We start from the raw sequence: 13,135 nt of genomic DNA, 5'->3' as shown, positions 1-13,135 counted from the left end.
ACCAAACTCTTGCGCATTCAGGCCGGGACCGGAGACAGATTTTTGGGACAGCTTCAGCTCAACAAGGTTCAAAAATTCTACGGCGACTACGAAGTTCTCAAAGGCGTCGAGCTTGACGTCAGGAACGGCGAATTCGTCGTCTTCGTCGGGCCTTCGGGGTGCGGCAAGTCTACGCTCCTGCGCATGATCGCAGGTCTCGACGCGACGAGCAAAGGCGACATCATCATCGATGGTGTCAGGGTCAACGACCTGCCGCCCGTTAAGCGCGGCATCGCCATGGTCTTCCAGTCCTATGCGCTTTACCCGCATATGACGGTTTTCGAAAACATCGCCTTTCCGCTGCGCGTGGAAAAGATGGAGGAGGAAAAGCTCAAGGCCAAAGTCGAGAATGCTGCACGCATCCTGCATCTCGACACGCGCCTGCAACAAAAGCCCGGCATGCTCTCGGGCGGGCAGCGTCAGCGCGTGGCGATCGGCCGCGCCATCGTTCGCGAGCCGAAGATATTCCTGTTTGACGAGCCGCTATCCAACCTCGATGCAGCTCTTCGCGCCGACATGCGCATCGAACTTGCCAAATTGCACCGGCAGCTGAAGGCGACGATGATCTACGTGACCCACGATCAGGTGGAAGCTATGACGATGGCCGACCGCATCGTCGTTCTGGACGCCGGCAATATTTCCCAGACCGGCGCTCCGCTCGAGCTCTACCACAAGCCCGCCAACCAGTTTGTCGCCGGCTTTATCGGCAATCCGAAAATGAATTTCCTGCCGGTGACCTGCACATCCGCAAGTGAGGCAGGCGCGACCATCGACTATCGCGGCCAGACGGCGACGCTGCCGGTGAAGCCCCGCGACGGCATGGTCGGCAAGGTGATGACGCTCGGTATCCGGCCGGAGCATATCCAGCTCGCCGCTGGCGACATTTCGCTGACGGTTACGCCGAGCGTCATCGAACGGCTTGGCGCAAACACCGTGGCCTATGCGGCGCTCGGCAGCGAAACGGAGAATTTCTGCGCCATGCTGCCCGGCAGTGTCGGTATCCGTGCCGATGCGCCGGTTGCCGTTGGCATCAACGCGGCCGATTGCCATCTCTTTGACGAGGAAGGTGTGGCCTTCGAACGCCGCGTCGAGCTCACGGATATCGACATGAGCCTTCTGGCTCCCGTCACGGCCTGAACGGCCATTTCATCCCCGGGACCGGTTACCAGACAAGCCCGCGCGCGGCGACCTCCTCGACGCGGGTGACGATGCCGTTGCGATGGAAGACCATTGTATCGAACAGGTTCGAAACCACGCATGTATGGTTCGGGATGATGAAAAGCTTTTCGCCGATCTCAGGCCGTTGACCGGTACAGGCTGAAAGGTCGATGACGCCGTGCTCTTCGGAAAGCGAGACTATTCTCGCCTCCGGATAGCCGACGACGAGGCCGAAATCGGTAAATCCCTGCAGGTCGGAGGTCAGCGCCTTCGAGCCTGCGTCAATGACGGCGCGATCCGCATTCGGCCGCGACACGACGGTTGCCAGAACGTGCATTGCGCAATCGTCCTGCGTACAATGCCCCATTCGGATCATCTGTCGGTCATTATAGATATAGGTCCCGGCCCGGTGCTCCGTCGCCGATTTGACCAGATGCGCCTGAAAGAGGCTGGGCGTACCGCCATTGCTCACGATCGGGCAGGCGATGCGCTCTCCCGCCAACTGCTTCAATGTCGCCTGGATGAAAGCTTCGATCGTATCGGCCGCCTGCGGTTTCGGATAGGTGAGAATGCCGCCGAATATCAATCCATCGGCGATAGCGATGCGCCTTGCCAGTGCGACAGCCTGATCCGGTGTCTGGACGCCACAGCGTGCGCCGCCGGTGTCGCATTCGACGAGGACGGTGAGCGGCTTACGGCCGGAAAAATGTGCCGACAGCCCGTCGACCGTCACGTCGCTGTCGGCGACGACCTTGAGAGCGGAAATGCGATCGTTCAGGGCAGCGAGCCGTTTCAGCTTCGGAGCTCCGACAATATTGAAGGTGATCAGGATGTCTTCGAAACCGGCCTCGGCAAAGACCTCGGCTTCCGTCACTTTCTGACAGTTGATGCCCTTGGCGCCGGCCGCAACCTGGGCCGCGGCAAGTGCCGGTATCTTATGGGTCTTGATATGCGGGCGGAAATTCAGCCCGTGCTCGTCCATGTAGGACTGGACCCGCGAAATGTTGGCAGCGAGCCTGTCCTCGTCGATGATCGGGCGGGGCGTGGAAAGATCTGCGACCCTGTCTCCAGCCTTGGCGACGACGGCAAACCGGTTGTCATGCATCTTAAGCAGCTCCGCGTTCGGTTCCATGGGGATCGGCGACGATCGGCCAGATGGACTTCGGCGCGCGTCGATAGTGCGTCGTCGCCGGGTTGTTGGGATAGGGGGTTCCTGCCGAACAGTAGAGGATCTCAGCGGCGATCTTCGAGAAGGATGCGAAGAAATGGTTGGTCGATTTGATCACCAGGATCTTCTGCTTGGTCGGATCGATGCCCATTACCGAAAACAGGCTCGGATCGAAGCTCTGCGCTCGCGTCGAATTGAGAATGATGTCAATGCCATTAAGAACGATATGGGCCGCATCACCGAAAGGTGCGAGGCTCTCGCCGAACCGCATCTCCGCATTCTTCACCAGCTTGACGACCTTCACCCTACCGTCGACGGGATTGCCGGTTCCCGGTGCCGATTTTGCGCCGAAGCGCAGCGGAATTTCAGCGCCTTCGCCTGCAGCAAAACAGATCTGAACGGCGATCGGATCCCAGATGGTGCCGATCGCAGCACTTTTCACACCGCGGGCGATCAGCTCTTCGAGGACGACGGTGGCATCGCCAGCGGTTCCGCCGCCCGGATTGTCCCAGACATCGGCGATGACGATCGGCCAGGCTTTGGCGGCCATTGCCCGGGAGACGGCTTCCTTCTCGTCGATCTGCGGCACCATGAAGGTGCCGCGCTTGGAAAACAGCTCCATGCCGAGTTCGCGCGCCAGCGCCGCACCCTTTTGCGGATTATCGTCGGTGACGACAAGCAGCTTGGTGCCCATCTCCGGCACATCGCCGACCATGAAGCCGTGGACCACGGAGATCGACAGGATTTCCGGGTCTTCCTTTTCGATGCGCATGATCTTGTCGACGAAGGAGCGCATTGGATCGCGTGAGGTCGGGAAAACATCGATCATGCGGCAGTCGAACACCGAATTGACCGGCTTGACCCTGCCCTCAAGCGCATCGACGGCAATGCGCCAGAGATCCTCGGCGCGGTCGACGAAATCCGTATGCGGAAATTCCTTGAAATAAACCGCGAAATTCAGTGCTTCGAGGCGCTTCCTGGTCAAATGGCTATGCGGATCGAGTTCGGCGCAGATCAAGACATCAGGCCCGACGATATCGCGCATACGGCTCAAAACGTCGCCTTCCGTATCCTCGTATCCCGCTGCCACCATTGCCCCATGCAGGCCCATCACCACGGCATCGACAGGCATTGCGGCACGAAGCTGGTCGAGGATTTCGTCTCGCAGCCCCTCATAAGCCTGGCGGTTGACGAGGCCGGCTGGGTCGGCCCAGGCTGCCGTGCCCTCGATCAGTTCCCAGCCTTTTTCAGCGGCGACGCGGCGGCCGACCGTAATCGGCGCCGTGCAGAGGGTCGGCGTTTCCGGATGCTGGCCGGGCGGCGCATAGAGAGAGGCTTCAAAAGCGCGGCGATCCACGCAGATGGGGGAAAATGTATTGGTTTCGGTCGCGAGTGCCGCCGTAAAAATGCGCAAGTGGGTCAGCCTTGTTTTGCGGCGCCGCCTCAACCCATCGGGTTCGGCAGATAGCCGGTAAATCCGCAGATCTTCCACCGTCCCTCGTGGAGCCTGCAATAATAGAGCGTCTGCCACTGCATGAGGTCGCGGGTGCCATCACTCTTCGTCAGGCTGCCGTCGAACTTCTTGCGGACAAGCGCCGTGTTGCCCTCGATCTCGATATCCTCGAGCCTCGTCGTCGTGAAGATGGCGATGCGTGTATCTTCGGCAAAGCTCTGTGCCGCAAATTCCTTTGCCTGCCGCAGCCACTCGTCGCGATAGGCGACAAGTGTTGGAAATGCAAGACGCCACCTGTCGGGGCTGACCTCCTTACGCCCGTCAATGCCGATGAAGCCTTCCTCGATGAAATCATCTTCGACCATCGACCAGTCGGCAGCCAGAAAGGCATCGATGTCGCGGGGCACGAGCATCTCCCAGATGGCATGTCGTGCGGCGTCGGAGGACGGAAAAGGATTCTTGAAAGGATCACGCATATTCCGTCCCCCGATTTAAATTCTTTTCATAAATGGCGTTTTTCACTGGTCAAAATCCGCTTTCTATGGTCCCTTGTCAACTTATCAAGAAAATAATTTGCAAGGATCAGCAATGTCCATCACACGATATGGCACTGTTCAGACCGGCGCCGGCGGCAAGCCCTTGCCCTTTGCGCGCGCAGTCGAAGCCGATGGCTGGCTCTATGTTTCCGGCCAGGTGGCGATGGAGAACGGCGAGATCATCGACGGCAATATCGTTGCCCAGACGCATAAGACGATCGCCAACGTGCTCGCCATTCTCGACGAAGCCGGATACGGCGTCGAGGATGTGGTGCGCGTCGGCGTATGGCTGGACGATCCGCGCGATTTCTGGAGCTTCAACAAGATCTATCAGGACTATTTCGGCGCGCATCCGCCGTCTCGCGCCTGCGTCCAATCGTCGATGATGGTGGATTGCAAGGTCGAGATCGACTGCGTTGCCTATAAGAAGAAGAGTTGACTGAAGGATCGGCGGGAGGACCGGCTTGGACATCTTTTCCACATTGCAGGAAGACAGGGGCCGGCTGTCCGCCTCCGAGAGCCGCATTGCCGACATTGTCGTCAATGACTTCGAATTCGCCGTGAACGCCTCGATCATCGAGCTTGCCGAACGCGCAGAAGTCTCGCCGCCGACTGTTACACGTTTCTGCCGCCGCCTCGGTTGCGACAGCTTTTCCGATTTCAAGGTGCAGCTTGCCCGCACCGCCCATGTCGGCGTGCGTTATCTGAAGCCTGAATCAAAGAGCAGCGATCCGGCCGATGTCGCTCAGGATATCATCACCAAGGCACAGAACGCCCTTTTCCTGGTGCACCGCTCGCTGGATCTCGCAGCTATCGAAGCCGCTGTCGCGCAGATCGCCAAGGCGGAGATGATCTATGCTTTCGGTTCGGGCGGTAATTCCTCGATGATCGCCGACGAACTGCAAAACAGGCTCTTCCGGCTTGGCCTGCGCATCACGGCCAGCTCCGACCACGGTATGCAGTTGATGATGGCGGCAGCGGCAAAGTCCGGCGATGTGATCATCGGCTCGTCCTTTTCGGGTCGCAATGCCGAGCTTGTTCGGGCCTTTGGGTTGGCCCGCGAAGCCAAGGTCAAGACGATTGCGCTGACACAGAGCGGCAGCGCCGTCGCCAAGGCGGCCGAGATCGTCGTGCCGATCGACATTCCCGAAGGCACGAACATCTTTCGCCCGACATCGACGCGCATCGCCTATATCGCGACGGTCGATATCCTGGCGAGCCTTGTCGCTTACGCCGTGCGACCGAAGGCGACGGTCACGCTGAGGCGTATCAAGCAACAGCTTGTCACCTACCGCGACGGCGACGACGACAAGCAACTGCTCGGCGATTGACCAACAGAAGGAAGCAGCAATGACACGATCAGTGGCCATCGTCACCGGAGCAGCAGGCGATATCGGAGCGGCAATCGCTGGCCGGCTTGCCGACGATCATGACATTATCGTGCTCGCTGACATCGATCCCGACGCTGCGGCAGCCGTTACCGGCGCACTCGGGCCAACCGACCGCTTTGTCGTCGTCGGATGCGACGTGACCAGCGAGGCAAGCGTTGCGGCTCTTGCTGCGCGCGCGGCCGGGCTCGGCAGTCTGCGCACGCTCGTCAACAATGCGGGTGCAGCGCGTGCCGTCAGCCTGCATGATACGACGCCGGAAATCTGGCGTGCCGACAATGCACTCAACCTCGAAGCGGCATTTCTCTGTTTCCGCGCCGTCGAAGACCAGCTGAAGGCGTCGCGGGGCTCGATGGTCAACATTGCCTCGGTCAACGGCATGAACGTGTTCGGCCATCCGGCTTACAGCGCGGCCAAGGCCGGACTTTTGCACTTCACCCGGCTGGTCGCGGTCGAATACGGAAAATTCGGCATCCGCGCGAATGCCGTTGCGCCCGGAACGGTGAAGACACAGGCCTGGGAAGCTCGCGCGGCCGCCAATCCCAATGTCTTCGAGGATGCGCGTCGCTGGTACCCGCTGCAGCGCGTGGTCGATCCGAAGGATGTCGCCAATGCCGTCGCCTTCCTGGCCGGGCCGCAGGCTGCGGCGATCACCGGCGTCTGCCTGCCCGTCGACTGCGGCCTGACGGCCGGCCAGGCCGAGCTTGCGCGCACCTTTTCCCAGTCCGAGCACTATTGAAACTCATAGGATATAACGAGAGGAACAAGACATGAAGCCGGCAGAGTATCGCCTGGAAAGCAGCTGGAACCCCGACGGTGGACCGAATGGTGTGTTTACTTTCACGCTTTTCAATCTCTCCGATAGGGCACTCTCCGGTTTCAAGCTTGCCTATACCTCGCTGACACGGGTCATCGATGCGGCTTTATGCGGCAATGCCACCTTTTTAAGACGCAATGCCAATTTTCATGAGTTCGAGCCACCGGCAGGGCTGGTCTTGGCTGCCGGCGAAAGTTGGACTTTCACCGTCGCCGGCCTGCACCGCCCGGCGCGGCATTGCACCGACGGCGCCAAGTCGGCCTATCTGACGCTGTTATCCGGAAAGCATGTCGCGGTCGCCGTTTCCGATCTGCTGCTCGAGGGCGGCAATAGCGAGCCTCCGCCTGTACTTTTGCCCGAGGGCCGGCTCGATCTGCCCTTTGCACTGCAGCCGTGGCCGGCCGAAATCGATGCGAAGCCGGGCGATAGTTTTCCGGTCGTTCTCTATCCGGAAGGCGCCAGCGCAGACGAATTGTCGGCAATATCTGCCTGCATTTCGCTAACCCGCCGCCTTTTCGAAAGCGACCATTCGGTTTTCAATCTGGTCGCCTCGCCGCAGGGGCGCGCGCTCACCTTCAGTAGAAACGCCTCGCTCAATGCCGAAGCCTACCGGCTGACCTTCTCGGCCGATCGCGTGACGCTTTTCTATTCCGGCGCCGCTGGGCGCCAGTATGGCCTGACCTCGCTCGCGCAGATGCTGAACGGTGCGCGGGCAAGCAAGGGCAAATTCCGCTTCCCGGTTTCCGGAACGATTTCCGATCGGCCCCGCTATAGCTGGCGCGGCTGCCATCTCGACGTTTCCAGGCAATTTTATCCGGTTGCCGACATCAAGCGGCTGATCGACATCCTCGCCTGGTTCAAGCTCAACATTTTCCACTGGCATCTGACCGATGACGAGGCCTGGCGCCTGGAGATCAAGGCCTATCCGCAGCTGACGACAACAGGCGTGTTGCGAGGCCCGGACGAGCCGCTGCTGCCGCAGCTCGGCAATGGCGCCGAGCCGGTCGGCGGTTTCTATTCGCAGGACGATGTCAGAGACATCGTCGCGCATGCGAACTCCCTCAACGTCGAGGTGGTTCCGGAAATCGACATCCCCGGCCACAATGCGGCGACTTTGGTTGCGCTTCCTGATTTGACGGATGGACAGGAGGCCCCGGACAGCTACCATTCGGTCCAGGGTTATCCCAACAATGCGCTCAATCCTGCCGTGCCGCTGACCTACGAATTCCTGGAAAAGGTTTTCGATGAGATGGTCGAGCTGTTCCCCTCATCCTACATCCATATCGGCGGCGACGAGGTGGCGGACGGCTCCTGGCTTGCTTCGCCGCTTGCCAGAAAGCTGATGGCGGAAGAAAGCATTTCCGGCACGTTCGGCCTGCAGTCCTACTTCCTGAAGCAGGTCAAGACCATGCTCGACAAGCGCGGCCGCAAGCTCGCGGGCTGGAACGAGGTCGCCCATGGCGGCGGGGTCGCGGCGAAGGACAGCCTGCTGATGGCCTGGGAAAATCCGCAGGTCGGCATCGAGCTTGCCGAACAGGGCTATGACGTCGTTATGACGCCGGGCCAGGCCTATTATCTCGACATGGTCCAGGCCGAAGCCTTCCAGGAACCGGGCGCGAGCTGGGCTGGTACGGTCCCTCCGGCCCACACCTATGGCTATGAGGCAGCCGGCGAATTCCCTGAGGAATTGAAGCACAAGCTCAAAGGTGTTCAGGCCTGCATCTGGTCGGAGCACTTCCTGTCGCGCGGCTATTTCAACCGCCTCGTCTTCCCGCGCCTTCCCGCAATTGCCGAAGCTGCGTGGACACCGAAGGCGTCGAAGGATTGGGAGCGTTTCGCCGCGATCGTGCCGCTTAGCCCGAGGCTTTGAGCTCGCAGCGATGCCTTTCCCTTGAATGAGGATTTCGGCTACACGCCGCGTGCCTTTCCACCCACTGGCGCGAGCGAGAGTGATCATGGCGATGATGGTGCGGACAAGGTTTTCCCCGTCCTCACCATCATCGCCTCAAAGCCAGCTGGCGAGATAATGAACCGCTTCATTCCCGACGTTTTCCGTAATCCTGCAGTCCGGGTGAGCATGATCGCCATCTTCACCTTCGGATTTGCCGGAGCGACGACGACCCCCTACCGGTCCGTGGTCGGCATCCGCGAGCTCGGTCTGTCGAATGAACTCTATGCCGCGCTGATCTTTGCCGCGGCGGCGGTTAACGTCATCGTCAGCATTCTGCTCGGCAATTTTGCCGATCGGCTCGGTGAGTATCGCACGATGATGCTTGTCGCGGCGACCTTCGGCGTCATCGGTTATGGCGCGGTCTTCTTCTTTCCGACGCAGGACATATTTGTCCTCAGTGCACTTCTGGTGCTGCCGGTTTATGGTTGCCTTAACTCGTTGCTCTTTGCCAATGTTCGGGCCGCAACGCATGGAATGGCGCCAGCCGACGTGGCGACAGTCAATTCCGGCGTGCGGGCGATGATCTCGCTTTCCTGGGTTCTGGTTCCAGGGCTCACGGGCATTCTGCTTTCTTCTTCTGCGACCATGCTGCCGGCCTATCTCTTCGCCGCGATTTCCTGTCTGGTCTGTGTGGGGCTCGTCGGCTTCCTATTGCCCCGACAGAGCGGTACGGTTCTCGCCGCCACACACCATCTTTCCTATTTCGCCGCACTCGGCCAGGTGATTTCTCCAAAAATTTTCGGCCGGATCGCGGCGGTTGCGCTGATTAGCAGCACATTGCATGTGAACGACGCTGTTTTCCCGCTCGTTGTAACCGGCGCCGCACGCGGTACAGTCGCCGATATCGGCATTTTAGTCGGGATCGTCGCTCTGCTTGAGGTGGTCTTCATCATTGTCTGGTCGCGCCTGTTGCGCCGTATCAGCCAACTCGCAGCCCTTACCGCCGGGGCGCTGATCTATGCCGTCTATTTGCTGCTTCTGGCGTTCGCCCATGAGCCCTGGCATGTCTATGCTCTCACCTTGATCAGCGGTATCGGGGCGGCGTCGCTGATCTCCATTCCAATCACCTACCTGCAAGATTTGATCGCCGAGCGGCCTGGTCTCGGCAGCGCTCTGATTTCCGTCAATATCTTTCTCAGCGCCGGATTGAGTGCTCTTCTCTTTGCGGCCGGCACAGCCATGACAAGCTATTCCGGCACTGCGGTCGTCAGTGCGCTCTCCGGTCTTCTCGGGATCGCCTGGCTGCTATTTCTCGACAGGCGCCGGCGCTGGTTCTGACGACGGATTTTTCCTCCTCGCCCAGAGCCAGCCCGGGTACGCCAGCAGGAGCAGGCTTTCTGCCCCTCTTCACTCCTTGACCGCCCCGGTCATCGACGAGACATAATAGTCGACGAAGAACGAATAGAGAATGACGACCGGCAATGAGCCGAAGAGGGCGCCCGCCATCAGCGATCCCCATTCGAATACATCGCCACGGACCAATTCGGTCAGGACACCGACGGGGATCGTCTTGTTCTCCGACGACTGAATGAAGGTCAGAGCGTAGATGAACTCGTTCCATGACAGCGTGAAGGCGAAGATCCCGGCTGAGATCAGGCCGGGTACTGCCAGGGGCAGGATGATCTTCGTCAGGATCTGCCAGCGGTTGGCGCCGTCCACCAAAGCGCTTTCCTCAAGCTCGAAGGGAATCGAGCGGAAATACCCCATCAGCAGCCAGGTGCAGAAGGGAATGAGGAAGGTCGGATAGGTGAAGATCAGCGCGAGCCGCGAGTCATAGATCCCGAGCTTGAAGACGATGAAGGCAAGCGGGATGAACAGGATCGATGGCGGCACGAGATAGGCAAGGAAGATGACGAGGCCGATGGAGCGAGAACCGGTGAAACGCACGCGCTCGATCGCATAGGCACCGAAGACCGACGCCAGAAGCGAGAGCAAGGTCGAGCAGACCGCGACGAGGATCGTGTTCCACATCCAACCGGGATAGGAGGTCTCGAGGAACAGATATTTGATATGCGCCAGCGTCGGACCAACCACCCAGAAGGGGCTGTAGTTACTGTAGTCAGTCAGTTGCTCGTTCGGCTTTACCGCGGTGATCGCCATCCAATAGAAGGGGAAAAGCAATACGAAGACGAAAACTGCCATCGGCAGGTAGAGCATCACCACCCGCCGGGGGAGACGGTTCAGATAGCTCATTCCCTCGGCATTGTCGGTCAGGACGACGTTAGCGGTGTTTGAATTGGTCGACATATCTTTCTCCCTAGTCCTGGCCGCCCTGCTGCCATTTGCGGCGCTGCAGACCGAAAAAGCTGAACATGATCGCCCCAAGCAGGAACGGGATCATGGCGACAGCAATCGCCGCACCTTCGCCGAGCTGGCCGCCGGGAATGCCACGTTGGAACGACAGTGTCGCCATCAGATGCGTGGCGTTGACCGGCCCACCCTTGGTCAGCACGTAGATGAGCTGGAAATCCGTGAAGGTGAAGAGCACCGAGAAAGTCATGACGACAGCGATGATCGGCGTCAGCATCGGCAGCGTCACATAACGGAAGCGCTGCCAGCTGGTCGCGCCGTCAAGGGAGGCGGCTTCCTGCAGTGAGGCCGGAATGGTCTGCAGGCCGGCAAGCAGCGAGATCGCCACGAAGGGAATGCCACGCCATACGTTGGCGATAATGACGGAAATGCGTGCATTGGTGGGATCGCCGAGGAAGTTGATCGGCGCATCGATCAGGCCAAGCTGCATCAGCGACCAGGAAATGATCGAAAACTGGGAATCGTAGATCCACCAGAAGGCCAGGCCCGACAACACGGTCGGTACGACCCAGGGCAGAAGCACGATCGCCCGGAAAAAGCTCTTGAACGGCAGATGCTGGTTCAAAAGCAGCGCAAGCCAGAGGCCGAGCGCGAACTTCAGTAGCGATGCGATGAACGTATAGAGGACGGTGTTGAAGACCGACAACCAGAAGACATTGTCGTCCATCAGGTATTGGTAGTTCTCCAGACCGATGAAGATACCGTCGCGGCCGATGCGTGTATCGGTGAAACCGAGCCAGACACCGAGCCCCAGCGGATAGGTCAGGAAGCAGACAAGGAATATAGCCGCCGGCAGCATGAACAGGAAGCCGAGAACATTATTGTTTTGCAGGAGCGAGCCTGTCGGCCCGCGCGTATCCCCGGAATTCATCGTCGACATTGCTTATCTCCAGATTGGCGCATGCGGTAAGGCCTGCGGCATGCCGCTTGTCTTGAAAAATGTGGGGATCAGATGCGGTAGTAGCGGTTCGCCCGGCGCTCGGCCTCCTTCATCGCATCTTCCGGCGACTTCTGGCCGGTGACAGCAGCGGCATACATGTCGACCAGCACGTAGTCCGCCATCGTCGCAGCCGAAGCATAGCCGAGCGGACCGGCATAGCCGTTCGGGCGCAGTTTCTCCGAGGCGAGCGCGTAAGGCGCATGGACCGGATCGGCAGTCCAGATCGGATTCTTGGCAAACGCCTTGAGAGGCTGGCAGCAATAGGCGCTGGAGCCCTGGATCCAGGCATTCATCTGATCGGCTTCCATCATGAACTTGATGTAGGCCTTGGCCGCTTCCGGATATTTGCTGTGCTTGAAGAGCAGCAGCGAACTCGTTTGGAAAAGTTCCACGCTCTTCCCGACAGGCCCGATCGGGAAGTTCGTCGTGCGGATGTCCTTGGCAATGTCGGCGAGCTTCGGGTCGTTCTTGGCGGTGTAGTACACCGAAACGCCGTTGGCGATCAGCGAAACCTGGCCGGCGAGGAAGGCGCGATTGTTGTTGACGTCCTGCCAGCTTTCCGTCCCCGGGATGAAGGTGGCGTAGAGTTCCTTGGCATAGTTGATCGAGGCCAACGTTTCCGGGCTGTTGATCGTCACCTTGCCGCCTTCGTCGACCATCTTGCCGCCATGGCTCCAGAGCAGCCAGTGGGCATAGTTGTTGCCGTCACCGACGGCCTTGCCATGCGGGAAGCCGGCAGGGGTGCCCTTGGCTTTCATGGCCTTGCAGAGCTCGAGGAAGCCTGCCGTATCCTTTGGAAATTCGCTGAAGCCGGCGGCCTTCACGTGGGTATCGCGATAGACGACCGCATTGCCGATCGTCGTCAGCGGCATGGCAATGAACGTATCCCCGTGCGACGCGTAGCCTTTCAAGCCGTCGTACCAGCCGCCGTATTTGTCGCCGAGATAATTGGCGAGTTCCGTCAGATCGACCAGCTTGTCCGGATACTGATGGGCATCGTCGAACCAGCACATGATGAGGTCAGGCCCTGAGCCGACATTGGCCGCGACCGCAGCCTTCGGGCGAATGTCCTCCCAGCTTTCCTTGTCGATGCGTACCTCGACGCCGGTCGCCTCTGTGAATTTCTTGGTGTTTGCAACCCAGGCGTCCTCATCGCCCTTCACGAAAGGCGTCCAGCGCAACAGGCGCAGGCTCGCACCGCTTTCAGGCTTATAGGTCGGTTCGGCCTGTGCGAAAGTAGGCCTGATGCCCAGCCCGGCGACGCCGGCTGCGGCGGCCGAAGCAGCAAGAAATTCACGTCTCTTGATCGTCATTATATTCCTCCTCCTTGGAAAAAGCGGGAGAGAATTCTCCGACATCCATCTCCCGCTCGATG

12 protein-coding genes are annotated in these 13,135 nt (G+C 59.7%); 6 read left to right on the top strand and 6 right to left on the bottom strand.

Annotated features, from left to right (window positions below; genetic code table 11):
* Positions 1-42 precede the first annotated feature (42 nt).
* A complete protein-coding gene (locus tag FHX15_RS21815; protein ID WP_184400445.1) occupies positions 43-1,176 on the top strand; it encodes an ABC transporter ATP-binding protein in 1,134 nt (377 codons plus the stop codon).
* Between the two features lie 25 nt (positions 1,177-1,201).
* Here the strand turns inward: FHX15_RS21815 and FHX15_RS21810 are convergent, their stop codons facing one another.
* Genes FHX15_RS21810 through FHX15_RS21800 form a run of 3 tightly spaced genes read right to left on the bottom strand, consistent with a single transcriptional unit; the run spans position 1,202 to position 4,294 of the window.
* A complete protein-coding gene (locus FHX15_RS21810; protein WP_184400444.1) occupies positions 1,202-2,302 on the bottom strand; it encodes a D-TA family PLP-dependent enzyme in 1,101 nt (366 codons plus the stop codon).
* A 1-nt stretch (position 2,303) separates the two neighbouring features.
* Entirely contained in the window at positions 2,304-3,779 is a 1,476-nt protein-coding gene (locus FHX15_RS21805; protein ID WP_184400443.1) for a M81 family metallopeptidase, read from the bottom strand.
* 29 nt (positions 3,780-3,808) lie between these two features.
* The gene (locus FHX15_RS21800; protein WP_184400442.1) at positions 3,809-4,294 is read right to left on the bottom strand and encodes a hypothetical protein; all 486 of its coding nucleotides are present in this window, start codon (positions 4,292-4,294) and stop codon (positions 3,809-3,811) included.
* Positions 4,295-4,406: 112 nt separating this feature from the next.
* Between FHX15_RS21800 and FHX15_RS21795 the strand changes: the two genes are divergently transcribed.
* The 5 genes from FHX15_RS21795 to FHX15_RS21775 all read left to right on the top strand — a co-directional run bounded on the left by FHX15_RS21795 (position 4,407) and on the right by FHX15_RS21775 (position 9,788).
* Positions 4,407-4,793 carry a RidA family protein gene (locus tag FHX15_RS21795; RefSeq protein WP_184400441.1) on the top strand — a complete coding sequence of 129 codons (387 nt, stop codon included), beginning with the start codon at positions 4,407-4,409 and terminating at the stop codon, positions 4,791-4,793.
* Positions 4,794-4,818: 25 nt separating this feature from the next.
* The gene (locus FHX15_RS21790) at positions 4,819-5,685 is read left to right on the top strand and encodes a MurR/RpiR family transcriptional regulator (protein WP_184400440.1); all 867 of its coding nucleotides are present in this window, start codon (positions 4,819-4,821) and stop codon (positions 5,683-5,685) included.
* A 19-nt stretch (positions 5,686-5,704) separates the two neighbouring features.
* A complete protein-coding gene (locus tag FHX15_RS21785; protein WP_184400439.1) occupies positions 5,705-6,481 on the top strand; it encodes an SDR family oxidoreductase in 777 nt (258 codons plus the stop codon).
* Between the two features lie 31 nt (positions 6,482-6,512).
* Positions 6,513-8,429 (top strand): beta-N-acetylhexosaminidase, encoded by a 1,917-nt coding sequence (locus FHX15_RS21780; protein WP_184400438.1) that lies wholly within the window; start codon positions 6,513-6,515, stop codon positions 8,427-8,429.
* 156 nt (positions 8,430-8,585) lie between these two features.
* Entirely contained in the window at positions 8,586-9,788 is a 1,203-nt protein-coding gene (locus FHX15_RS21775; RefSeq protein ID WP_184400468.1) for an MFS transporter, read from the top strand.
* Between the two features lie 69 nt (positions 9,789-9,857).
* Here the strand turns inward: FHX15_RS21775 and FHX15_RS21770 are convergent, their stop codons facing one another.
* The 3 genes from FHX15_RS21770 to FHX15_RS21760 form a co-directional block, all read right to left on the bottom strand.
* Positions 9,858-10,757, bottom strand: coding sequence for a carbohydrate ABC transporter permease (locus FHX15_RS21770; protein WP_184400437.1), 900 nt, complete (start codon positions 10,755-10,757; stop codon positions 9,858-9,860).
* 10 nt (positions 10,758-10,767) lie between these two features.
* Positions 10,768-11,700 (bottom strand): carbohydrate ABC transporter permease, encoded by a 933-nt coding sequence (locus FHX15_RS21765; protein ID WP_184400436.1) that lies wholly within the window; start codon positions 11,698-11,700, stop codon positions 10,768-10,770.
* Positions 11,701-11,768: 68 nt separating this feature from the next.
* Positions 11,769-13,073, bottom strand: coding sequence for an ABC transporter substrate-binding protein (locus FHX15_RS21760; protein ID WP_184400435.1), 1,305 nt, complete (start codon positions 13,071-13,073; stop codon positions 11,769-11,771).
* Positions 13,074-13,135 lie beyond the last annotated feature (62 nt).

The organism is Rhizobium sp. BK650 (assembly GCF_014195325.1).
Classification (GTDB): domain Bacteria; phylum Pseudomonadota; class Alphaproteobacteria; order Rhizobiales; family Rhizobiaceae; genus Rhizobium.
Note: the sequence above shows the minus strand (reverse complement) of the source record. Positions and strands in the feature narration are given on the sequence as shown.